Here is a 23,019-nt window from a genome sequence, read left to right as displayed (position 1 = left end):
ACTTTCTTTACGGTGAAGAATATAATTCACCCTGATGAAATTTTTATTCTTATGAGTTGATTCCGCAATCGCGAACAGTTAGTCTCCATTCAAGCAACAGAATGGAGACTGTCCTGCCATGTGCGGCATCGTTGGTTTATTCCTTAAAGATAAAAGTCTGGAACCGCAGCTCGGCGCTTTGCTGTCGGAAATGCTGGTGACCATGACCGATCGCGGCCCTGATAGTGCGGGGATCGCCATTTATGGCGCAGATCAGAACAATCTGGCCAAACTCACCATTCAGTCCCCGGAACCGGAAACCGATTTTGCCGGCCTGACCGATGAATTGCGTGCTGCGGGCATTGCCAATGCATCGATCCTGCCCAAAAGCACACATGCCGTGATCACGGTTGGCGCCGATCAGATCGATGCCACCCGTACCGCCCTTGCCGAACTTCGCCCCAATATCCGGGTGATGGGCACGGGCAATGTCATGGAAATCTACAAGGAAGTCGGCCTGCCCAAGGATGTGGTCGAACGGTTCAAGATTACCGACATGTCGGGCACACACGGCATTGGTCATACCCGTATGGCGACCGAAAGTGCGGTCACGACCCTTGGCGCCCATCCGTTTTCGACCGGATCGGACCAGTGCCTTGTCCATAACGGGTCACTTTCCAATCACAACAATCTGCGCCGTGAGCTGTCCCATCAGGGCATTCGCATGGAAACCGAAAACGATTCCGAAGTCGCCGCCGCCTACCTGACCGGGGAAATGGCCAAGGGCAAGAACCTTGGCGAGGCATTGACCAGTGCGCTTGATGACCTTGACGGGTTTTTCACATTCGTCGTTGGCACCAAGTCGGGCTTTGGCGTGGTACGCGATCCGATTGCGTGTAAACCCGCCGTCATGGCCGAAACCGATGCCTATGTCGCATTCGGGTCGGAATATCGCGCGCTCGTGAACCTGCCGGGCATTGAAGATGCGCGGGTTTGGGAACCGGAACCGGCCACGGTTTATTTCTGGGAACACTGATTTTCAAGAACCCTGTCGGGTGCAGCGATATCGCGCCCCGACCCGGCCGCCTCACACAGGCAGCCATTTAAGGAAGGAACACATATGCCAGTGTTTGATCTTGCAACCACCGAATTGCGCGATTTGAATGCGTCGCTTCATGCACTTGATAAAGACGGTGGGAACGAGGAATTCGAAGTCACCAATCCGCGCGGTGCCCATGCGGTTGCCGTCGGGATTGATGCCCCGGTCAATGTCCAGATCAAGGGCAGTGTCGGCTATTACTGTGCCGGTATGAATGAGACCGCCAATATCACGGTGCATGGCAATGCCGGTCCGGGTGTGGCGGAAAACATGATGTCGGGCAAGGTCGTGATCAAGGGCGATGCCAGCCAGTATGCCGGGGCCACCGCCCATGGCGGATTGCTGGTGATCGAAGGCAATGCATCGTCACGGTGCGGTATTTCGATGAAGGGCATCGACATCGTGGTCAAAGGCAATATCGGCCATATGTCGGCCTTTATGGCGCAATCGGGCAATCTTGTTGTTCTGGGTGATGCCGGGGATGCGCTTGGTGATTCCCTGTATGAGGCACGGCTTTTCGTACGCGGCACGGTCAAATCGCTTGGTGCGGATTGCATCAAAAAGGATATGCGCCCCGAACATATCGAAATTCTGGCCAAGCTTCTGTCGGATGCGGGGATCACGGATGTGAAGCCCGAAGAATTCACGCGATATGGCTCTGCCCGCCAGCTTTACAATTTCAACATCGACAATGCCGACGCTTATTGACGCGCAGCGCTGAAACCATGCTTTCAGCCCAGAAACAGGATCAGACCATGAGCTACAAACATCCCGTTACCACGCCGCGCAAATCGGCAACCTTTGATGATTATACCTTATCGGAAATCCGCCGTGCAGCGGCCACCGGCATCTATGACATTCGCGGCAGTGGCGCCAAACGCAAGGTCCCGCATTTTGATGATTTGCTGTTCCTTGGTGCATCCATGTCACGCTACCCGCTTGAGGGATATCGCGAGAAATGCGAAACCGCAGTCACGCTGGGCACCCGTTTTGCCAAGAAACCGATTGAACTTAAAATCCCGATCACCATCGCAGGCATGAGTTTCGGTTCACTTTCCGGTCCGGCCAAAGAGGCGCTTGGGCGTGGGGCGACCCTTGCGGGCACATCGACCACCACCGGCGATGGCGGCATGACCGAGGAAGAACGCGGCCATTCCGAAACCCTAGTGTATCAATATCTTCCGTCACGGTACGGCATGAACCCGCGCGATCTCAAACGCGCCGATGCGATTGAAATCGTCATTGGTCAGGGCGCGAAACCGGGCGGCGGCGGCATGTTGCTGGGTCAGAAAATCTCGGACCGTGTGGCCCATATGCGCAACCTGCCCAAGGGGATCGATCAGCGTTCGGCATGTCGTCATCCCGACTGGACCGGTCCGGATGATCTTGAGATCAAAATTCAGGAATTGCGCGAAATCACCGACTGGGAAAAGCCGATCTTTATCAAGGTTGGCGGTGCCCGCCCCTATTATGACGTGGCACTTGCCGTCAAGGCCGGTGCCGATGTCATCGTGCTTGACGGCATGCAGGGCGGTACGGCGGCAACCCAGGAAGTGTTCATTGAACATGTCGGTCAGCCGACGCTTGCCTGTATCCGCCCAGCGGTAAAAGCGTTGCAAGACATGGGAATGCATCGCAAAGTACAATTGATCGTATCCGGCGGCATTCGCAATGGCGCGGACGTGGCAAAGGCATTGGCCCTTGGCGCGGACGCGGTTTCCATCGGGACGGCTGCCCTGGTCGCGATTGGCGATAACGATCCCAAATGGGAAGAAGACTATAACGCGCTTGGCACGACGGCCGGGGCGTATGACGATTGGCATGAAGGCCGTGATCCCGCAGGCATCACGACCCAGGATGCCGACCTGATGAAACGGGTTGACCCGATTGCCGCTGGTCGGCGTCTGGCCAACTACCTGAAGGTCATGACACTTGAAGCGCAAACAATTGCGCGCGCCTGCGGCAAAAATCATGTGCACAACCTCGAACCCGAGGATCTGTGCGCACTGAATATCGAAGCGGCGGCCATGGCCGGTGTACCGCTTGCCGGGACCAGTTGGATTCCCGGTCAGGGAGGATTCTAGAACATTAACGCACCACCGGAACCGGTGTGCCTTTTGGCACGCCGGGATAACCGTTGGCACTGCATAAAATTCGTCAGGGGACTTCAATGACCAAGGATCTATCAGCCTTTGCCCGGGAACGCGGCATAAAGTATTTCATGATCAGCTTTACCGACCTGTTTGGCGGACAGCGCGCCAAACTTGTTCCCACCCAGGCGATTGCTGACATGCAGGAAGAAGGTGCGGGATTTGCCGGGTTTGCGACCTGGCTTGATCTGAGCCCCGCCCATCCCGACATGTTTGCGGTTCCTGATCCGGACTCTGTGATCCAGTTGCCGTGGAAACCCGATGTTGCCTGGGTCGCGGCCGATTGCATCATGGAAAACCAGCCGGTCGAGCAGGCCCCGCGCAATGTCCTTAAGGCCCAGATCGCCAAGGCTGCCAAGCTTGGCCTGAATGTCAAAACCGGGGTCGAGGCGGAATTTTTCCTGATTACCGAGGATGGTACGGCAATCTCGGATGCCGCCGATACCGCCGAAAAGCCGTGTTACGACCAGCAGGCGGTCATGCGCCGCTATGACGTGATTGCGGAGATTTGTGATTACATGCTGGAACTGGGTTGGGGTGCCTATCAGAACGACCATGAAGACGCCAATGGCCAGTTTGAAATGAACTGGGAATTTGATGATGCGCTTAAAACCGCGGACAAGCATTCCTTTTTCAAATTCATGGTCAAATCGATTGCCGAGAAACACGGCCTTCGCGCGACATTCATGCCCAAACCGTTTGCCGGCCTGACGGGCAACGGATGCCATTGCCATGTATCGGTGTGGAATGAGGCCGGTCAGAATGCCTTTGCCGATGACGCGGCCCCGTTTGGCCTTTCATCAAAGGGCAAGCATTTCCTGGGCGGGATCATGAACCATGCATCGGCCATGGCCGCGATCACCAACCCGACGGTCAATTCATATAAACGCATCAATGCGCCGCGCACCACATCGGGCGCGACCTGGGCCCCCAATTCGGTGACCTGGACCGGCAATAACCGCACCCATATGGTGCGTGTCCCGGGCCCGGGCCGGTTTGAATTGCGCCTGCCCGACGGGGCGACCAACCCCTATCTGCTTCAGGCGGTGATCATTGCGGCCGGACTTGACGGCATGGCAAATGCCGCCGACCCCGGCCCGCATTATGACATCGACATGTATGAAGAAGGCCATCTGGTCAAGGATGCGCCGCGCCTGCCGCTGAACCTTCTTGATGCATTACGCGAACTGGGCCGCAACGAAGCGCTTCAGGCCGAACTTGGCATGGCGTTTTCCAAGGCGTTCCTCAAGCTCAAGCAAAAAGAATGGAATTCATATGTTTCGCATTTCTCAAGCTGGGAACGCGAAAACACGCTTGATATCTGATGCTTCTGCCCGGCCCCAAAACATTCCCCGATGGACGGGGCCGGGTCATTTTCATTCACTGTTATTTTGAAAGCCAGACGAGATGAAAAGCTACGTTCTGACAGTCACCTGTGACTCCCAGCGCGGGGTTGTTGCCGCCATTTCAGCCTATCTGGCCGAACATGGTTGCAACATTACCGACAGTTCCCAGTTTGATGACATGGAAACCGGCCTGTTCTTTATGCGGGTGGCCTTTGTCAGCGAAGAAGGTGTCGATCAGGAAACCCTGTCGCGTGGCTTTGATGGTCCGGCAACGCAATTTGGCATGACCTATCAGTTCCATGACAGCGCGGAGAAGATGAAGGTTCTTCTGATGGTGTCGCGGTTTGGCCATTGTTTGAACGATCTTTTGTATCGCTGGAAAATCGGGGCCTTGCCGATTGATATCGTCGGTGTGGTTTCAAACCATTTCGACTATCAGAAGGTCGTGGTCAATCACGATATCCCGTTCCACCACATCCCGGTGACCAAGGACAACAAGCCCGAAGCCGAGAAAAAGCTTCTTGATATCGTTGCCAGCAGCGAGGTCGAACTCATTGTTCTGGCGCGCTATATGCAGGTTCTGTCTGACAGCCTGTGCAAGAAAATGAGCGGCAAGATCATCAATATCCACCATTCATTCCTGCCAAGTTTCAAGGGGGCCAACCCGTATCGGCAGGCCTATGAACGCGGTGTGAAACTGATCGGGGCGACGGCCCATTATGTGACGGCCGATCTTGATGAAGGTCCGATCATTGAACAGGATATCGCACGCATCACCCATGCCCAGAACTCGGCCGATTATGTGTCGATCGGGCGTGACGTTGAAAGTCAGGTTCTGGCGCGTGCCGTTCACGCCCACATTCACCACCGGTCCTTTATCAACGGCAATCGTACCATTGTCTTCCCGCCAAGCCCGGGAAGCTATGCGTCCGAACGCATGGGATAAGCATCCCGGTCCGAAAACCGAAACGCCCCGGCTTTGCACAGGCCGGGGCGTTTGTTTTTATGGGCGTCTTTCTTGCCCGTCCCGATGATCAGACTTCGGCCTGACGCAATTCATAGGGCAGAAGAATTGTGACAAGAAGCCCGCCCTGATCACGGTTGCGGATTTTGATATCCCCGCCATGGGCGCGAATGGCGCGCTGGGCAATCGACAGGCCAAGGCCGAACCCACCGCCCCAGGCATTTGACTGCCCGCGCACGAAGGGTTCAAACAGGTCATCGAGTTTGTCGCCGTCAATGCCCGGGCCTTCGTCACTGATGTCGATGCGGAACTGCTGGTGATCGGCATCATCCGTGGCCGTGATTTTGACGATCTGTCCTTCGCCCGAATGGCGCAGGGCATTGCGCACGACATTTTCAAAAGCCCGGCGCAACAGTTCGGGACTGCCCATCAATACCGGTACATTGTGATCACCGGACGGTCGCGCCCCAAAATCGGCATCGACAATCACACCGGTGGCATCGGCTTCGAACCGGGCATCGCTGACCACACGGCCCAGCAGATGATCAAGATCGATCCATGATTGATGGCGTGCCGCACCGCTTTCGGCCCGCGACAGGGTCAGAAGTTCCCCCACCAGCTCATCAAGCCGGAAGGCTTCCTTTTCGATGCGGTCAAGCGAAGTGGCACTTTTGTCCGGTGACTGGCGCGCCAGCCCGACGGCAAGCTGCATCCGGGCAAGCGGAGAGCGCAATTCGTGCGAGACGTCATTGAGCAACCGGTCACGCGCCGCGACAAGCCGTTGCAACCGATCAGCCATGACATCGAAATCACGGGCCAGATCGGCAATTTCATCGCGCCGCCGCCCGATGGTTTTGCCCAGACGGTAATCCAGATTGCCGCGCGACAATTCTTCGAACCCGTCACTGATTTTCAGGATCGGGCGCGTCAGATACCAGGCGAGAACACCACTAAAGACAAGGCCGCCAATCGATCCGAGAATGATCAGGGGATTGGGGACTTTCCAGCGTGACCGTTGCGGGATTTCGGCAATCACATCGCTGACATCATAGATCAGGCGGATCTTTTCACCGCCAGGACCGGTCACGACCTGTTCAAAGGCGGGGTATTCTTTGAGCGCATCCAGCCATTCGGGGGAACCGTTATCCGGCAAGATGCGCGCAACCATATCGGTACTATTGGCAGCGCTGGCATTATTGGCGCTATTGGCGCCATCGACTGTACCGACCGAACCGGGGGTGCCCAGATCAATGATCAGGCGGCTGCGTTCGGATTTTGGCCAATGGGCAATGGTGGCTTCGAGTTCGTCAACACCGCCATGGCGGGCGACTTCGGCGGCAGTTTGCAGATATCCCGGGGCGGTGCGTTTGAGATAGCCGATATGGAACGGTTCGGGCGGCCCGCCATATAACATCAGCAGCGACCAGACCCCGACCGAGATACCGGTAAAGGTTATGATAAACCCGATCAGGATTTTCCAGAACAGACGTCTTTTCATGTGTCCTGCCTTAAACGATAGCCAAAGCCGCGCACGGTTTCGATCATGCCGGCATCGCCGCTGACGGTTTGCAGTTTCTGGCGCAGGTTGCTCATATGCACATCAATCGAACGGTCATAAACCTCGCGCGGGCGACCCAGCACCTTGCGCGACAATTCGTCCTTGGAAAGGGCACGTTCGCCCGCACGCATCAGAACTTCGAGCAGATTGAATTCCGACACGGTCAAATCAAACGCCACGCCATCAAAACTTGCCACGCGGCTGGCCGGTTTGAGTTTGAGTTTGCCATGAACAAGTTCATCGAACGAATTGTTCCCCGCCCCGTCCGGATCACTGGGAACAACCGGTTCGGCCCGGCGCAAAACCGCCCGGATACGGGCCACCAGTTCCCGCGGATAATAAGGTTTGGGGATATAATCATCCGCCCCCAATTCAAGCCCGATGACCCGATCAACGTCATCACCCTTGGCGGTCAGCATGATGACGGGCACGCGGCTTTTGACACGCAATTCGCGCAGAACGTCAATGCCGCCCATGCCGGGCATCATGATATCAAGCAGGATGACGGCATATTCCCCCTGAAGCGCGCGCGCCAGCCCTTCCTTGCCGTTATAGGCCTGGGAAACGTCAAAGCCCTCGCCATCAAGATATTCGGCAAGCATCGCCCCCAGTTCGGCGTCGTCATCTACAAGCAATATGCGGGTCAATTGTTTGCGTCTTTCCTTGGCGTCGGCACGGTATGACGGGCCGGTTTGTTTTTGCGGTCTGGATGATGCCATTCTACCCATCGTTGCGCCCGTTAAAAGAGCCCGAAGGCCATCTTTACACATTCCTTACAGATCATTTTCACCCCCCTCACCCTCAAGCCCGGGCTGGCTTGTTATCTGTTGCTCATCAGGAATGCGCATGTCGCGCCACTGAGCAATGTCAGGAATGAATGCCCGATGAGTAGATCCGGAAAACGCGTCCGCAACGCCGTCATTTTGATTGTCGCCCTGGCCGGGGCTGCGTGGGGGTTGCAGGCCTATCTGTTCCCCAGCAGTGCCGATACCGCCTTTATCACGGCCAAGCCGCGTATGGGCACAATCGAAGATACCGTGCTTGCCACCGGGGCGGTCAGTGCTTCGAAGCTGGTCAGTGTCGGCGCGCAGGTTTCCGGTCAGATCATGGCCCTGCATGTGGAACTTGGCGACCGGATCCGCGAAGGCGACCTGATTGCCGAGATCGATCCGTCAACCCAGGAAAACGATCTGCAGGAGGCCGAGGCATCCCTTGCCAATATCAAGGCCCAGCTTGCCGCCCAGAAGGCGACACTCAAACAGGCGGAACTTGATTTTGCCCGCCAGAAGAAGATGCGCGCACTTGATGCATCCCCGCAGGAAGACTATGACGCGGCCGAAGCCACCCTTGCGATTGCCAAGGCCGATGTCGATGCATTGAATGCCCAGATCACCCAGGCCGAAATTGCGGTGGATACCGCGCGGATCGACCTTGGCTATACCAAGATCACAGCGCCGATGGATGGCACGGTCGTCGCCCTTCCGGTCAAGGAAGGCCAGACCGTCAACGCATCACAATCCACCCCGACCATCATCAAGCTGGCCAAACTTGATACCGTAACCGTCAAGGCCGAGGTCTCCGAAGCCGATATCATCCGCATCAAGGAAGGTCTGCCTGTGAAATTCACGGTTCTGGGGGATTCCAGCACCGTTTACAAAAGCACCCTTCGCGCCATTGAACCGGCCCCGACCGGGATCGAGGACGATGATGAAAACACCGATGACGAAGCGGTCTATTACAACGCGCTGTTTGATGTTGAAAATCCCGACCATCTGTTGCGTCTGTGGATGACAGCCGAAGTCACCATCATTCTTGATCAGTCGGAAAATGCCCTGATTGTTCCGTCCTCGGCCCTGAAAGGCCCGACCGAAGATGGCGGTTATTTTCTTGATGTCATGACCGACGATGGCCACCCGGAACCACGTGCCGTCACCGTCGGACTGAATACCAATATCAATGCCGAAATCACCAGCGGCCTGAGTGCCGATGACGAGATCGTCATTGGCATGGCCAGCGGGGCCGAATTGCCGACAAGCACACAATCGGGACGCCGGGGTCCTCCGGGCGGGATGTTTTGATCATGCGCGATGAAACCATGTCAAACAGCACCACCGCCCCGCTGATCGAAATTCGCAATCTGTGGCGTCATTACCCGGCCGGTGAAGAACAGATCGCCGTGCTTAAGGGCGTTGATCTGACGATCGAGCGTGGCGAAATGGTCGCCATCATCGGGGCGTCGGGATCGGGCAAATCGACATTGATGAATATCCTTGGCTGTCTGGATCGCCCGACCGAAGGGGAATATCGCGTCAATGGTCGCCTGACCGGTGATCTTGAACCTGACGAGCTTGCCGCCCTGCGCCGTGAATATTTCGGGTTCATCTTTCAGCGATATCACCTGTTGTCGGATCTTAGTGCGCTTGGCAATGTTGAAGTTCCGGCGATCTATGCCGGAACCGATGCCGGCGAACGAACCAGACGCGCAACCGAAATCCTGACCCGTGTCGGATTGGGTGACCGCATCCATCACAGACCGAGCCAGCTTTCGGGCGGACAGCAGCAACGTGTCAGTATTGCCCGTGCGCTTATGAATGGCGGGGATGTCATTCTGGCCGATGAGCCGACCGGCGCACTTGATACGCAAAGCGGCAAGCAGACGCTTGATCTGTTGCGCGATCTGCATCGGGACGGACATACCGTCATTCTGGTGACCCATGATCATGATGTGGCGGCCCATGCCGAACGCATCATCGAAATCCGCGACGGCGAAATCATCCGCGATGAACGCATCTCGCCAAAATCCGATGACGACGCATCGACCGTTGCGATCAACACCATCAGCAGCGGTCAAAGCAGTTATCTGTCGCAACTTGGCCGGTTTGGCGAAGCGTTCAAAATGGCGCTGATTGCGATGAATGCGCATCGCCTGCGCACTTTCCTGACCATGCTGGGCATTATTATCGGCATTGCATCGGTGGTTTCGGTCGTGGCCCTTGGCACCGGATCACAGGAACGCATCCTTTCCGATATCAGCAGCATCGGCACCAGCACGATCGACATCAATCGTGGCAAGGATTTCGGGGACCGGGATGCCGATCAGATCCGCACATTGACTGCCGGTGATGCCGACGTTCTGGCCAGCCAGTATTATGTCGACAGCGTCACGCCCCGGGTTTCAAGCACCGTCGCACTGCGATATCGCAATATCGAGGTCAATGCCAATGTCACCGGTGTTGGCACCGATTATTACCGTGTCCGCGGCTATGAAATTGCCGACGGCATCTGGTTTGACCAGGCAGCAATCGGGAAACGTGCCCAGGTTGCCATCATTGATGACAATACCGTGCAGAAACTTTTCCCGGACGGGGAACGTGCGGTTGGCGAAGTGATCCTTCTTGGATCGGTGCCGGTACAGATCATCGGGGTAACTGCGCCGAAAACCAGCACGTTTGGCAATCAAGACAGCCTGAATATCTGGGTGCCGCACAGCACGGCTTTGACCCGTATTCTTGGTCAGACCTATCTGAGCAGCATCACGGTACGGGTGGCCGACAATGTCGCCCCCGCCCTTGCCGAAAGTCAGATCACCGATCTTTTGACCCAGCGCCATGGCACCAAGGATTTCTTTACCGTCAATAGTGACAGCATCCGCCAGACGGTCGAGAAAACCACCAGCACCATGACGCTTCTGATTTCATCGATTGCGGTGATTTCATTGGTCGTCGGCGGGATCGGGGTGATGAATATCATGCTGGTTTCGGTCACCGAACGCACCGGTGAAATCGGGGTCCGCATGGCCGTTGGCGCCCGTCAAAGCGACATTTTGCGCCAGTTCCTGATCGAAGCGGTTCTGGTGTGCATTCTGGGCGGGGGGCTTGGCGTTCTTGGCGCCCTTGCCATCGGCGAGCTGTTTGATCTGATCGGCAGCAGTTTTTCGATGGTCTATTCACCGACATCAATCATCGGTGCCTTTGCCTGCGCGACCATGATCGGCATCACGTTCGGCTTTTTGCCCGCCCGCAATGCGGCACGACTGGATCCGGTCGATGCCCTGTCACGCGACTAGGAAAGAAAAAAGATCATGAAAAACATTCTGAAAACCGGAACGATCCTGTCGATGCTGATGCTTGCCGGATGTTCGAGCCTGTCGGAAGTCAGCTATGACCGACCCGACATGACCATGCCGACATCGTGGGGCCAATCAACCGTTGCCGTCACAGATACCGCCACCAGAAACGACATTGGCACGGATGACACCGCAACCCGGGCAGAAATTCTTGCACAGACCGGATGGTGGAAGAATTTTGACGACCCGCAGCTTAACCGGTTGATTGCCCGCGCGCTTGAAACCAACAACGATCTGGCCGCAGCCACCATCAAGGTCCGCCAGGCACAGCTGACAGCCGGACTTGCCGAAGATGCGCTTTATCCCGATCTTTCGGCGGGCAGCGATATTTCGACATCGCGCCAGTTCGACAGTGAAGATGGTCGCAGCAATGGCGACATTACGCGCAGCTATGGTGTTGATGCCGGGATCAGTTACGAGCTCGATCTGTGGGGCAAGCTTGGCCACGATTATGATGCCGCCAAGTGGGAAGCCCTTGCCACCCTTGAAGATCGCGAAAGCACTGCGCTTTCGCTGATCGGGACGACGGCGACCCTTTACTGGCAGGCGGTCTATTATCAGCAGCGTCTTGATATCGCTCAGGCCAGCATTGATTACGCACAGCAAACCCTTGATCTGGTGGATGTGCAATATGCATCGGGTTCGACATCATCGCTTGAAGTCAATGAAGCGCGCAGCAACCTTGAAAACCAGCGCGCGGCCTATACCCAGATTGAACAGAGCCTGACCGAAACCAAGAATGCGTTGTCCATTCTGTTCAACCAACCGCCATCAGATATTGAAATCACGCGCAAGACACTGCCCGCCGGTATGTTGCCGGCCATCCCCGAAGGGTTGCCATCGGGTCTTCTGGAACGGCGTCCCGATGTCCGGGCCGCCGAATTGCGCCTGCGCGAAAGTGTCGAGGAACTCAATTCCGTAAAGACCAGTCTGTTGCCAACCATCAGCCTGACCGGGACGCTTGGATCAAGCAGCGATCAGTTGCGCAATCTTTTGTCCAATCCGGTTGGAACACTTGGCGCCAGCCTGGCGTTACCATTCCTGAACTGGAATGAAGGGCAGTTGAATATCAGGGTATCCGAAGCCGAATATGAACAGGCCATCACCGAGTTCCGCCAGACCACGTACCAAGCAATGGCGGATGTCGAAAATGCCCTGTCTGCGCGGACCAATTATGATCGCCGGGCTGAAAGACTTGAAGCAGCACTTGCGGCGTCACTCAACGCAGAGGCGATCTATGAAACCCGGTTCCGGTCGGGGGCGGTCGCGATGCAGGATTGGCTTGATGCGCAGGAAGACCGGCGCACCACCGAGGAAACCGTCCTTGAAAACCAGCTTGATCGCATCACCAACCTGATCACGCTTTATCAGGCGCTGGGCGGGGATGCGACACCAGACGCGTCGCAGTCCGGTGCGGCAACCGATCAGGTCAGCCCGACCTGATCACAGTGCGCGCGGATATTGGCAATATTTGAAAGGTCAGGACATGCCCCGATTTCATCGTGAAAAAGCACCAATGCTTGGACGGCTTATGATGCTTGTCGGCGGCGGGCTGTGCTTTGCGGCACTTGTTTTGACGGTTCGGGAATCCAACAGCGTGACGCGCGGTGAAATCATATTTGAACGCGACAGCGCGCAACGCCTATCGCGAGGACTTGATTGCACGGCGGTCAACTGCCCGTGGGACGATGCCGCACGCCGCATTTCCAATCGCATCGAGGACATTGCTCGCAGCGATATCACACTGCCGGGCTTCCATCCGCCCAAGCCGCCCTTCGAAGAGTTCGACCCGTTCTTTGATCCCCCGTGGATCGGCGGGTAATTCCATCCCGTCCAGAAACGCCACCGGATCAAGCCAGTCAAGTTTCAGCGTCGTCAGGTTCAGACGCAGCACATCCCCGTCACGCAGATAACCGATCCCGCCGCCCGTGAATGCTTCTGGCACCATGTGACCAATGCACGCGCCCTTGGTCACCCCCGAATAGCGCCCGTCGGTAATCAGCATCGAGGATGCTTCAAGAATGCGGTGATGACGCAGATTCTGGGACGGTGAAAACATTTCCGGCATGCCATAGGCTTCGGGCCCCTGCCCGCCAATGACAAAGGCAAAGGACAAATGCCCCTGTGCCAGCATGTCCTTGGGCGCGTTCATATCAACACTGTTCCCGCCATTGCGCCGAACCACTGCGGCAATCAGTTCCTCGTCCACGCCATCGGTTTCAATCAGGCGCGTCACCAGATCGGGTGATGCAAAATCCCCGTTACAGACATGTTCGTTTTCGTAATAGCGGACGATGAAAACATGATCGTCGAAATGCGACAGCAAATGGTCGCTCATCCCCGATGTTTTGACCGCGCAATTTTCAAAGAAACTGCCGGTAAGAACATCCACGCCCGATCGTTTGCGCACCGGGGTTGCGCGAATAACCGACGCATCACCAAGCGACAGATCAACCGGATTTTCAAGACCGGCAATACGTTCGGCCCAGGTTTTGCCAAGGACCGTCGGCGCATCAAGATCCATCGCCACCCCCAGATCGGAAAGAATGCGATAAATGCTTTCCATGCCGCGATTTTTACCTTCGGCCATTTGTTGGGCCAGTACAAAGGTATCGCGATTTTCGGTCAGGCTGTGGGCAAAGATTTCAGGCACCGGGGTTTTGGTGCGCACATCCTGATAATCATCAATCGACACATCAAACCCGGCATAGCGCATCATGAAAGGCAGATGCAAAAGCATGTTGCTGCTTGATCCGGTCGCATTATGAATGCGCACGAAATTGGCGAAATTGGCTTTTAGCAGATTGCCGATCGCATATTGCGGTTTGTTAAAAACATCAAACAAGGCATCCACCCCGGCCGCCACCGCACTAAAGGGTGGAACGTCGGTCAGAAGTTCCAGTTCCGGCGGTGTCAGGCCAAAGGCCGCCAACATGGTACGCGATGAATTTCCCGTGCCGTTAAAGGCACAAATGCCGCCCTTGGAATCACAGGTCGCAGTGGCGAGCTGATCAAGCACGCGGCGTTCAAGTGCGCCATCAATCAGGCCCAGCAACCGGGCACGTTCCAGCAACCCGGCAAAGGCCTCGTCCGAGGTGCATTGCAGGATATAGCGCATATTTTCACGAATATCCGATCCCAGATCATCATGGCCTGCACGATCGGCATCCAGTGCAATCTGATCAAGCAAGCGCCGTGTGCCTTCGGGAATTTCACCGCCCTTGAGAACATGGGACGGGGCAAAAACCGCCCAGACCGGGGCCTGATCGCCGCGATAGGCACGGGCATGATCAGCAGCCGCCAGACCGGCAACCACGGCAGCCGGTGATTTGTCACAGCCGGCAATGACATAGGCCGCGTGATAGCTGTGCCCTTCGAACGTGATATTGACCGCAGCAGCCGTATGATTGCGCGACGCCAGGGAATAGCTTTGCCCGATATTGTTTTGCGCGGTGCCATCACAGATTACGGGCACATGAAACAGGAACGGCACCCCGCCCATTTCCCAGATGCGGATTGCCGCCATCAGGGCCTGTGGCCGATCAAGAAGATGGGCCGGATGATCGGGCGCGCCGCCAATGATCGCAATGCGTGGCCGGTTTTCGACCAGACGCCCGACCACATCCCTGATTTCCGGGACGCTGAAATCACGGCCCCGGGCAACGACCGGGTTTTCATTCACCGCGTCGCGCAACAGTTTGACGACCGTGATCGGCTGATTGGCCAACCCCTGAATGCAATCGCGGTAAGGGTTTGCTTTTTCATCAATGATGATCGGGGATGCGGGAAGATTGGTGGGCGACATGATGTGTGTTCTCGATTGGGGCGACTGCGGGACAAGGCATTTGCGAACCGGCAAACCCGATGATCGGATTTAGGCCGGTGCGTGACGGATCAGACGATGCCGCCATCAACAATGAAGTTCTGTGACGAGCAGGCCGAAGACACATCGGATGCCAGAAACAGCACCATCTGCGCGACATCATCACCAACCAGCCGGCGTTTGACGCATTGCTGTTGCTGAATGCGTTCCTCGTCAGCGGGGGAAATCCACAGATCAAGCTGTCGCTGGGTCATGATGCAGCCCGGCGTTAGCGCATTTACGCGAATGCCATCAGCCCCCCAGTCACGCGCCAGCGCACGCGTCAGGCCAATCACCCCGGCCTTGGCCGTTTCATAAGCCACCAGATCGGGAAGCCCCATCATATAACTTACGGAACTGAAATTAATGATGCTGCCTGCGCCTTTTTTCTTCATGTCCGGGGCCACGGCCTGAGCACAAAAGAAATGATGCGCAAGGTTGACATCCAGACCATCGCGCCATTGTTCCGGTCCGATTTCTTCGGGGCGATGCCGGTCATCACGGGCGGCATTATTGACCAGAACATCCATCGGCCCGATTGCCGCCGACATTTCACGCACCGCACCCGCAATCAGCGATTGCTGGCGAAGATCAAAGGATTTGTAGACCGGTGCCCGACCGGTTTCATCGCGGATCTCGTCAATCAGCTTTTGTGCGGCACCATCATCAATATCAAAGAAACCGACATGCGCCCCCTGGGCACAGAAGGCACGCACAATTGATGCCCCGATCCCCGACGCACCGCCGGTCACAAGCACGGATTTCCCGTCAATGTCGTGATAACTCGCTGTCATAACGTTCCCTGTCATATCTTTGTTTTATTTTAGACAACCGAATTAAATGATGCAGTGCATCATTGAAAATCACCCCATGAATCAACCAAAAATGCGGATTTACGGGACGAATTGATCGCCCAAAGAGCTGTTTTTAATTTAATCACTAAAAAAAATTTGACAGGACGGCTTCTTCACGTCAACATTTTTTCGACAACAAAAATAAATGTCGCAACAAGACACATTCATTCAGGGAAGAAACCAATGAAAAAACTCCTCTCCACGGCCATGCTGGCCGGTAGCGTATTGCTGTCTGCAAATGCCTTTGCGGCTGATCTTACGGTTGGCGTCAGCTGGTCGAATTTCCAGGAAGAACGCTGGAAAACCGATGAAGCCGCGATCAAGGCCGCCCTTGAAGCAGCCGGCGCGGAATACATCAGCGCGGACGCCCAAAGCAATCCGTCCAAGCAGCTTTCCGATATTGAAAGCCTGATTGCGCGCGGCGCGGATGCGTTGATCGTTCTGGCGCAAGACTCCGCCTCGATCGGTCCGGCGGTGGAAATGGCAACCAATGAAGGCATCCCGGTGGTCGGTTATGACCGCCTGATCGAAGATCCGAACGCCTATTACATTACATTCAACAACAAGGAAGTCGGCCGCCTTCAGGCCGAGGCCGTGTTTGGCGCCCAGCCCAAAGGCAATTACGTCTTCATCAAGGGTGCTCCGACCGATCCGAATGCCAATATCCTGCATGAAGGCCAGCTTGAAATTCTTCAGGCGGCCATCGATTCCGGTGACATCAAGGTTGTCGGCGAAGCCTATACCGACAGCTGGCAGCCGGCGATCGCCCAGCGCAATATGGAGCAGTTCCTGACGGCTGCGGATAACAAGGTTGATGCTGTTGTTGCCTCCAACGACGGTACGGCTGGCGGTGTGGTTGCCGCCCTTTCCGCACAGGGCATGCAGGGTATCCCGGTTTCGGGTCAGGATGGCGATCATGCGGCCCTGAACCGTGTTGCACTTGGCACCCAGACGGTTTCGGTCTGGAAGGATGCGCGTCTTCTTGGCAAACGGGCCGCTGAAATCGCAGTCGATCTGGCCAAGGGCACCAAACTCGCCGACGTTTCGGGCACCGAAGACTGGCAAAGCCCGAATGGCGTGACCATGAAATCCTTCTTCCTTGATCCGGTTGCCATCACCCAGAACAAGCTTGATCTGGTGATTGATGCCGGTTGGGTGTCCAAAGACGTCGTATGCAAAGGCGTTCCGAGCGGCAAGGTATCTGCCTGTAACTAGGGCAGTCTTTATTTCCTCCTGCCTTGCTTAACCCGGGGTCGGCTGCTGTTCGCGTGCGCAGAACACAGCATGCCGGCCCCGCTGCCTTACGAGCGTTTTCATGTCACGACTGCTTACGAAAATGGAAGTCGACCGCCGGTTGGTTGGCCTTGCCGTTGTTTTGCTGATCATCTGGGTCGGCTTTGATATCGCATCGGGCGGGCGATTTATCACCCCGCGCAATATCTTTAACCTGTCGGTCCAGACCGCATCGGTTGCCGTGATGGCCTGCGGCATGGTTCTTATTATCGTTACCCGTCATATCGATCTTTCGGTCGGCGCCATACTGGGCGTTCTGGCCATGATCATGGGGGTGGTTCAGACCGATGTCCTGCCACAGTTTCTTGATTACAATCATCCGCTGACCTGGATCCTGACCCTTCTGGTCGGCATTGCCCTTGGCGCGGCTATTGGCGGGATTCAGGGGCTTGCCGTCGGGTATCTCGGTGTTCCGGCCTTTATCGTGACCCTTGGCGGTCTTCTGGTGTGGCGCGGTTCGGCCTGGTGGGTGACACAGGGCCGCACGGTTGCCCCGCTTGATCACAATTTCATTTTGCTGGGCGGCGGGATCGAAGGCACGATTGGCGCGACATGGAGCTGGATCGTCGCCCTGATCGCCATTCTTGCGATCATCTATGCCGCGATCATGGAACGCCGCCGCCGTCTTTCATTCGAATTCCCGGTCAAGCCGGTCTGGGCGGAATATACCAATACCATCATCAAGGGCGGGCTGGTTCTGGCCGCGATTGCGACCCTGAATGCCTATCACCTGCCGACGCGTGCTGCCGAACGCCTGCTTGAGAACAAGGGCATTCCGGTCACCCCGGAAAATCTTGAAATCTCGCACGGTATTCCGATCCCGCTTCTGATTGTCGCCCTTGTGGCGATCATCCTGACCATTGTGGTCAAGCGGACCCGGTTCGGGCGCTATGTCTTTGCGATTGGTGGCAATCCGCAGGCCGCCGAGCTTGCAGGCATCAATGTCAAACGCATGACGGTTGCGGTCTTTGCCCTGATGGGGGTTTTGTGCGCGATCAGTGCGGCGATTTCATCAGCACGCCTGCAATCGGCGGGCAATGATCTTGGCACACTTGATGAATTGCGCGTCATTGCCGCGGTGGTGATTGGCGGAACGTCGCTTGCCGGGGGCGTTGGCACGATTTATGGCGCGCTGATCGGGGCGCTTGTGATGCAAAGCCTTCAAAGCGGCATGGCGCTTTTGGGGGTCGATACATCGCTTCAAAGCATTGTCATCGGGCTGGTTCTTGTTCTGGCTGTCTTTAGCGACAAGTATTTCCACCGTCGTTACAGCGACCCGACCGCGTAAGGAGACCGGATATGACCGACATGACCACAAATACCGATCCGCTTGTCGAGATGCGCGACATTCATATCAGCTTTGGCGGGGTCAAGGCCGTCGACGGGGTTTCGATTGATCTTTATCCCGGCGAAGTGGTCGGGGTGCTGGGCCACAATGGCGCTGGCAAATCGACCCTGATCAAGATCCTGTCGGGTGCCTATCAGGCCGATAGCGGCCAGATCATTGTCGATGGCAAGGAAGCCAAAATCGAAAATGCGCGGGATGCACGCGACAACAATATCGAGACGATCTATCAGAACCTTGCCCTTGCCGATAACCTTGATGCGGCCCAGAACCTGTTTTTGGGACGCGAAATCATCGACAAGCTTGGTTTTCTTGATGATGCGGCGATGGAACACAAGGCACGCGAGGTCCTTCATCGCCTCAACCCGAATTTCAAGAAATTCACATCACCCGTTTCGGCCCTGTCGGGCGGGCAGCGGCAATCGGTTGCGATTGCACGCGCCCTTTTATTCGAAGCACGCGTTTTGATCATGGATGAACCATGCGCCGCGCTTGGCGTGCATGAAACCAAAATGGTCGGCGAACTGATTGATCAGTTGAAACGTGACGGGCTCGGTATATTGTTGATCAGTCACGATCTTCATGATGTGTTTGATCTTTCCGACCGGCTGCATGTGATGAAAAACGGCAAGCTGGTCGGCAGCGTCAGGACCAAGGATGTCACACATGATGATGTTCTTGGCATGATCATCCTGGGCAAGATGCCCGAACATCTTTTGCATCTGGCTGGTCCGGGTGCAACCAACCGTCCGGCCGCAACCAAAGCATCGGACATCACAACACCGGATAAAACTGGCACCGACCAACCACACCCCGCCCCTTTGACCCCGAACGAAACAAGCGAGACGCCCCGATGACCCAAGGCTTTCCGGCAAACCATACCGATATCCTGCCCGATGACGCCAATCGTGCCATTCTGATCGGACGCATCTGGGACCCGCGGGTTTCCGGCCCGACCCCGGTTCTGGTCGATGGTGAAAATCTGCGCGATATCAGCAGCCTTGCGCCGACCATCAGCCAGTTGCTTGAACGCGACGATGTTCTGGCGCGGCTGTCGAACCCGGCAAGTTTCCCGACCGCCGCATCGCTTGGCGACATCATCGAACAGTCAAAACCGGGTGCCGATGGCAAGACCGCCCATCTTCTGAGCCCCAACGATCTTCAGGCGATCAAGGCAAGTGGCGTGACCTTTGTTGCCAGCCTGCTTGAACGGGTGATCGAGGAACAGGCACGCGGAGATGCCAGCAAGGCCGATCAGATCCGCACTGAAATCACCGGCATCATCGGTGATGACTTGTCACAGATCGAACCGGGATCAGACAAGGCCGCCGAGATCAAGCGGGTCCTGATCGAAAAAGGTGCCTGGTCGCAATATCTTGAAGTCGGGATCGGCCCGGATGCGGAAATCTTTACCAAATCCCCGGTGTTGTCGGCTGTGGGCCATGGGGCCCATGTTGGCCTGCATCCGATTTCAAACTGGAACAACCCGGAACCCGAAGTGGTTCTGACTGTGACCTCCAAGGGCAGGATTGTCGGCGCAACACTTGGCAATGACGTCAATCTGCGTGATGTCGAAGGCCGGTCCGCGTTGCTTCTGGGCAAGGCAAAGGACAATAACGGATCATGCGCCATCGGGCCGTTCATCCGCCTGTTTGATGACCACTTTACCCTTGAAACCGTCAAGGATGCCGATCTTGCCATGGCGGTTGATGGCACGGATGGCTATCACCTTGATGCCGTCAGTTCGATGAGCCAGATCAGCCGCACGCCCGAAAGCCTGGTCGGTCAGGCGATTGGCAAACATCACCAGTACCCGGATGGCTTTATGCTGTTTTTGGGCACCATGTTTGCCCCCACCGATGATCGCGGCGGTGCTGGCAAGGGCTTCACCCACGAGATGGGTGATCTGGTGACAATTTCGACACCAAGCCTTGGCAAACTGATCAATCAGGTGGACCGTTCGGACGTTATCAATCCGTGGGAATTTGGCATCACCGCATTGATGACCAACCTTGCGGCACGCGGGCTTCTGTAACGCAGCCTTTTCTATCCCCTTGCCAAAACGGGATAAAAAATGCCCATATTTACAAGGCGGGCACAAAGCCCGCCTTGCCATCCCACAGGATACTGACACGCTTCATGAGCCGCCGTAAAGAAGCCGACACCCCACGTCAACCTTCCCAGATTGCCATTCTGCGCTATTTGCGCATTCACGGCCCTGCCGCGCGTATCGATATCGGCACGGCAACCGGGTTAAGCCCGGCGACCGTCACCTCGCTTACGGCCGATCTGATGACACAGGGGCTGGTGCAGGAAAGCCAGGGAACGACGAACGGAAACGCGACCGGCAATGGCGGCGGAAATGGCGGATCAACACGCGGCCGCCCCAAGGTGCTGCTTGATCTTGTTCCCAATGCGGCCTGTGTGATTGGCGTCAAGATCACCATCAATCTGATCGAAATTGCCTTGGGCAACTTCAAGGGTGAAATTGAATGCAGTTCGGAACACAGCATCAATACCCGCGATCTTGATGAAAATGGTCTGGTCACGACCCTGATCGGGCTGATCGAGGAATTCATCACCCGGCATAAGGATTTTTCAGCCCGGCCACCGGTTGGCATCAGCCTTGCGGTTCAGGGGGTGTGCGACAGCAATAGCGGCGAAATCATCTGGTCCCCGGCCCTGCGCCATCGCAACATCGCACTTGCCAAGGCATTGGGCGAACGGTTTGGCGGGATTGTGCAGATGTCAAACGATGCCAACTGCATTGCCACCGCCATTTCCCAAAACACCAATCTGCATCGCGGCGGCGATTTTGCCGTGATCATGCTGGGTTATGGCATCGGCATGGGGCTGGTTCTGAACGGGTCGGTCTACAATGGCGATTTCGGTACAGCAGCCGAATTCGGCCACACCAAATATCAACCCGACGGGCCGCTGTGCAACTGTGGCAGGCGCGGCTGCCTTGAAGCCTATATCGGGGATTACGCCATATTGCGCGATGCCCGCGGCCTGATTGACCTGCCCGATACCAACAGCCTGCATCCAAGTGAAGAACAGATGATGGATCTGGTGGCGCGCGCCCGCGCCGGGGATCAGGACCTGGCTGATCTGTTCCGCCATGCGGGCAAGGTTCTGGGATATGGCATTGCCAATCTGATCGCGCTTTTGGGCCCCAAACAGATTTTCATCACCGGATCGGGCGCACGCGCCTATGACATGATGGAACCGGAATTGATGCGCGGCCTTGAACAGGCACAGGTTCCCGAACTACGCCGCGGCCCCGAGATCACCCATCTGGCCTGGGACAAGGACCTTGCCCTTCAGGGGGCGATTGGCCAAAGCCTGTTGCGCCATGATGAAAACATGTTTCAGGCAACCACCGCCAACTAGCAGCACCCGCTTGCAAAACCGGCCACCAATGAAAAAGCCGCCCCATCGGAGCGGCTTTTGTCGTTTGCGACGCATTGTCTGTGACGCAACGGGCGGAAATCAACGCCCGTTCTTCTTGCGCCATTCTTCGTAATTGGCCTTGGTTTCATCCTTGGTTGCCGGATAAAGACCAATGATCGGCTTGCCAGAAAGGACTTCTTCAAGAACGAAATCCTCGAAGCTTTCCATACCTGCGCATTCTTCGGCCAGTTCATCTGCCAGATGGGCCGGAATGACAACAACGCCATCCTTGTCCCCGACCAGAACATCCCCCGGGAAGACCGGCGCATCACCGCATCCGATCGGCACATTAAGGTCATAGGCCTCGTGCAGGGTCAGGTTGGTCGGCGCAGACGGGCGCGAGTGATAGGAATGAATGGAGAGCTTGCCAATCCCTTCGGCATCACGGAAACCGCCATCGGTCACGATGCCTTCGACACCGCGCTTCATCAGGCGGGTCACAAGGATCGAGCCGGCAGAGGCCGCACGGGCATCCTTGCGGCTATCCATCACCAGAACATGACCGGGCGGGCATTCTTCGACAGCCACGCGCTGCGGATGTTTGGGATCACGGAATACTTCGATCGGGTTGCGATCTTCGCGGGCCGGGATATAGCGCAGCGTATAGGCCTGCCCGACCATGTTTTCGTCCTTGGGGGCAACCTGATGGACGTTCTGGATGAACTGGTTGCGCAGGTTGCGTTTGAAAAGTGCCGTGCACAGCGAAGCGGTGCTGATTTTCTTGAGCTTGTCGCGTGTCGCACTGCTCAGGACATAGTCACTCATTATTTGTCTCCGTGGGTTTGCCCGGCGGCTTTGCGCCGGGCCGTATCTTGGAAAAAGCAGTTGGTTACGCGATATCAGCCGGCAGCACGTCGGTCGGGATGTTCTGATAGCAAACCGGTCGCAGGAAGCGGCGGATCGCCATGGTCCCGACCGAAGTCGCGCCAAAGTTGGTCGATGCCGGATATGGCCCGCCATGGACCATGGTATCGGATACCTCCACACCGG

Annotated in this window: 18 protein-coding genes and 1 pseudogene; 13 read left to right on the top strand and 6 right to left on the bottom strand. The window is 56.4% G+C overall.

Annotated elements, in window-relative coordinates; genetic code table 11:
* Positions 1-118 precede the first annotated feature (118 nt).
* The 5 genes from AUQ42_RS00690 (at position 119) to purU (ending at position 5,520) form a co-directional block, all read left to right on the top strand.
* Complete coding sequence (locus tag AUQ42_RS00690) at positions 119-1,015, top strand: glutamine amidotransferase family protein (RefSeq protein ID WP_068517038.1); 897 nt, start codon at positions 119-121, stop codon at positions 1,013-1,015.
* 84 nt (positions 1,016-1,099) lie between these two features.
* Complete coding sequence (locus AUQ42_RS00685) at positions 1,100-1,786, top strand: GXGXG domain-containing protein (protein ID WP_068517037.1); 687 nt, start codon at positions 1,100-1,102, stop codon at positions 1,784-1,786.
* A gap of 47 nt (positions 1,787-1,833) precedes the next feature.
* Positions 1,834-3,162 (top strand): FMN-binding glutamate synthase family protein, encoded by a 1,329-nt coding sequence (locus AUQ42_RS00680; RefSeq protein ID WP_068517159.1) that lies wholly within the window; start codon positions 1,834-1,836, stop codon positions 3,160-3,162.
* A gap of 86 nt (positions 3,163-3,248) precedes the next feature.
* Positions 3,249-4,553, top strand: coding sequence for a type III glutamate--ammonia ligase (gene glnT, locus AUQ42_RS00675; protein WP_068517036.1), 1,305 nt, complete (start codon positions 3,249-3,251; stop codon positions 4,551-4,553).
* Positions 4,554-4,635: 82 nt separating this feature from the next.
* Positions 4,636-5,520: a formyltetrahydrofolate deformylase gene (gene purU, locus AUQ42_RS00670; RefSeq protein WP_068517035.1), complete on the top strand. Its 885-nt coding sequence runs from the start codon at positions 4,636-4,638 to the stop codon at positions 5,518-5,520.
* Between the two features lie 88 nt (positions 5,521-5,608).
* On the opposite strand, the gene AUQ42_RS00665 is transcribed toward purU, so the two are convergent.
* Together AUQ42_RS00665 and AUQ42_RS00660 are read right to left on the bottom strand one after the other, a co-directional pair.
* Positions 5,609-7,036, bottom strand: coding sequence for an ATP-binding protein (locus tag AUQ42_RS00665; RefSeq protein ID WP_068517034.1), 1,428 nt, complete (start codon positions 7,034-7,036; stop codon positions 5,609-5,611).
* Complete coding sequence (locus AUQ42_RS00660; protein WP_082817650.1) at positions 7,033-7,815, bottom strand: response regulator transcription factor; 783 nt, start codon at positions 7,813-7,815, stop codon at positions 7,033-7,035. The genes AUQ42_RS00665 and AUQ42_RS00660 overlap by 4 nt, the downstream gene beginning before the upstream one ends.
* Before the next feature lie 165 nt (positions 7,816-7,980).
* Between AUQ42_RS00660 and AUQ42_RS00655 the strand changes: the two genes are divergently transcribed.
* The 3 genes from AUQ42_RS00655 to AUQ42_RS00645 are packed head-to-tail and all read left to right on the top strand — an operon-like array spanning position 7,981 to position 12,665.
* On the top strand, positions 7,981-9,174 hold the full coding sequence (locus AUQ42_RS00655) for an efflux RND transporter periplasmic adaptor subunit (RefSeq protein WP_068517033.1): 1,194 nt from the start codon (positions 7,981-7,983) through the stop codon (positions 9,172-9,174).
* 2 nt (positions 9,175-9,176) lie between these two features.
* Positions 9,177-11,162 (top strand): MacB family efflux pump subunit, encoded by a 1,986-nt coding sequence (locus AUQ42_RS00650; protein WP_082817649.1) that lies wholly within the window; start codon positions 9,177-9,179, stop codon positions 11,160-11,162.
* 15 nt (positions 11,163-11,177) lie between these two features.
* Positions 11,178-12,665 carry an efflux transporter outer membrane subunit gene (locus tag AUQ42_RS00645; protein WP_068517032.1) on the top strand — a complete coding sequence of 496 codons (1,488 nt, stop codon included), beginning with the start codon at positions 11,178-11,180 and terminating at the stop codon, positions 12,663-12,665.
* A 199-nt stretch (positions 12,666-12,864) separates the two neighbouring features.
* Here AUQ42_RS00645 and AUQ42_RS00640 read toward each other — a convergent pair whose 3' ends face one another.
* Positions 12,865-15,027, bottom strand: coding sequence for a dihydroxy-acid dehydratase (locus AUQ42_RS00640; RefSeq protein WP_068517031.1), 2,163 nt, complete (start codon positions 15,025-15,027; stop codon positions 12,865-12,867).
* Positions 15,028-15,116: 89 nt separating this feature from the next.
* The gene (locus AUQ42_RS00635) at positions 15,117-15,878 is read right to left on the bottom strand and encodes an SDR family NAD(P)-dependent oxidoreductase (protein WP_068517030.1); all 762 of its coding nucleotides are present in this window, start codon (positions 15,876-15,878) and stop codon (positions 15,117-15,119) included.
* A 243-nt stretch (positions 15,879-16,121) separates the two neighbouring features.
* Between AUQ42_RS00635 and xylF the strand changes: the two genes are divergently transcribed.
* The 5 genes from xylF (at position 16,122) to AUQ42_RS00610 (ending at position 21,969) form a co-directional block, all read left to right on the top strand.
* Positions 16,122-17,153 carry a D-xylose ABC transporter substrate-binding protein gene (gene xylF, locus AUQ42_RS00630; RefSeq protein ID WP_068517029.1) on the top strand — a complete coding sequence of 344 codons (1,032 nt, stop codon included), beginning with the start codon at positions 16,122-16,124 and terminating at the stop codon, positions 17,151-17,153.
* 100 nt (positions 17,154-17,253) lie between these two features.
* Complete coding sequence (locus AUQ42_RS00625) at positions 17,254-18,519, top strand: sugar ABC transporter permease (RefSeq protein WP_082817648.1); 1,266 nt, start codon at positions 17,254-17,256, stop codon at positions 18,517-18,519.
* An 11-nt stretch (positions 18,520-18,530) separates the two neighbouring features.
* Entirely contained in the window at positions 18,531-19,433 is a 903-nt protein-coding gene (locus tag AUQ42_RS00620; RefSeq protein WP_231856634.1) for an ATP-binding cassette domain-containing protein, read from the top strand.
* Positions 19,430-20,611 (top strand): fumarylacetoacetate hydrolase family protein, encoded by a 1,182-nt coding sequence (locus AUQ42_RS00615; protein ID WP_068517027.1) that lies wholly within the window; start codon positions 19,430-19,432, stop codon positions 20,609-20,611. The genes AUQ42_RS00620 and AUQ42_RS00615 overlap by 4 nt, the downstream gene beginning before the upstream one ends.
* A 104-nt stretch (positions 20,612-20,715) precedes the next feature.
* Positions 20,716-21,969 carry an ROK family transcriptional regulator gene (locus AUQ42_RS00610; RefSeq protein ID WP_068517026.1) on the top strand — a complete coding sequence of 418 codons (1,254 nt, stop codon included), beginning with the start codon at positions 20,716-20,718 and terminating at the stop codon, positions 21,967-21,969.
* 99 nt (positions 21,970-22,068) lie between these two features.
* On the opposite strand, the gene AUQ42_RS00605 is transcribed toward AUQ42_RS00610, so the two are convergent.
* A complete protein-coding gene (locus AUQ42_RS00605) occupies positions 22,069-22,794 on the bottom strand; it encodes a ribonuclease activity regulator RraA (RefSeq protein ID WP_068517025.1) in 726 nt (241 codons plus the stop codon).
* 64 nt (positions 22,795-22,858) lie between these two features.
* A pseudogene (locus tag AUQ42_RS15820) lies at positions 22,859-23,019 on the bottom strand (aldehyde dehydrogenase (NADP(+))); the annotation flags it as partial.

The organism is Thalassospira sp. MCCC 1A02491, from assembly GCF_001613785.1.
GTDB classification, from domain to species: domain Bacteria; phylum Pseudomonadota; class Alphaproteobacteria; order Rhodospirillales; family Thalassospiraceae; genus Thalassospira; species Thalassospira povalilytica.
The sequence above is the reverse complement of the archived record's forward strand: the minus strand, read 5'-3'. Positions and strand labels throughout refer to the sequence as shown.

Bases quoted from the DNA above. Each gene is read 5' to 3' on its own strand.
- AUQ42_RS00690 (WP_068517038.1), top strand. From the start codon at position 119: ATGTGCGGCATCGTTGGTTTATTCCTTAAAGATAAAAGTCTGGAACCG.
- AUQ42_RS00685 (WP_068517037.1), top strand. From the start codon at position 1,100: ATGCCAGTGTTTGATCTTGCAACCACCGAATTGCGCGATTTGAATGCG.
- AUQ42_RS00680 (WP_068517159.1), top strand. From the start codon at position 1,834: ATGAGCTACAAACATCCCGTTACCACGCCGCGCAAATCGGCAACCTTT.
- glnT (WP_068517036.1), top strand. From the start codon at position 3,249: ATGACCAAGGATCTATCAGCCTTTGCCCGGGAACGCGGCATAAAGTAT.
- purU (WP_068517035.1), top strand. From the start codon at position 4,636: ATGAAAAGCTACGTTCTGACAGTCACCTGTGACTCCCAGCGCGGGGTT.
- AUQ42_RS00665 (WP_068517034.1), bottom strand. From the start codon at position 7,036: ATGAAAAGACGTCTGTTCTGGAAAATCCTGATCGGGTTTATCATAACC.
- AUQ42_RS00660 (WP_082817650.1), bottom strand. From the start codon at position 7,815: ATGGCATCATCCAGACCGCAAAAACAAACCGGCCCGTCATACCGTGCC.
- AUQ42_RS00655 (WP_068517033.1), top strand. From the start codon at position 7,981: ATGAGTAGATCCGGAAAACGCGTCCGCAACGCCGTCATTTTGATTGTC.
- AUQ42_RS00650 (WP_082817649.1), top strand. From the start codon at position 9,177: ATGCGCGATGAAACCATGTCAAACAGCACCACCGCCCCGCTGATCGAA.
- AUQ42_RS00645 (WP_068517032.1), top strand. From the start codon at position 11,178: ATGAAAAACATTCTGAAAACCGGAACGATCCTGTCGATGCTGATGCTT.
- AUQ42_RS00640 (WP_068517031.1), bottom strand. From the start codon at position 15,027: ATGTCGCCCACCAATCTTCCCGCATCCCCGATCATCATTGATGAAAAA.
- AUQ42_RS00635 (WP_068517030.1), bottom strand. From the start codon at position 15,878: ATGACAGCGAGTTATCACGACATTGACGGGAAATCCGTGCTTGTGACC.
- xylF (WP_068517029.1), top strand. From the start codon at position 16,122: ATGAAAAAACTCCTCTCCACGGCCATGCTGGCCGGTAGCGTATTGCTG.
- AUQ42_RS00625 (WP_082817648.1), top strand. From the start codon at position 17,254: ATGTCACGACTGCTTACGAAAATGGAAGTCGACCGCCGGTTGGTTGGC.
- AUQ42_RS00620 (WP_231856634.1), top strand. From the start codon at position 18,531: ATGACCGACATGACCACAAATACCGATCCGCTTGTCGAGATGCGCGAC.
- AUQ42_RS00615 (WP_068517027.1), top strand. From the start codon at position 19,430: ATGACCCAAGGCTTTCCGGCAAACCATACCGATATCCTGCCCGATGAC.
- AUQ42_RS00610 (WP_068517026.1), top strand. From the start codon at position 20,716: ATGAGCCGCCGTAAAGAAGCCGACACCCCACGTCAACCTTCCCAGATT.
- AUQ42_RS00605 (WP_068517025.1), bottom strand. From the start codon at position 22,794: ATGAGTGACTATGTCCTGAGCAGTGCGACACGCGACAAGCTCAAGAAA.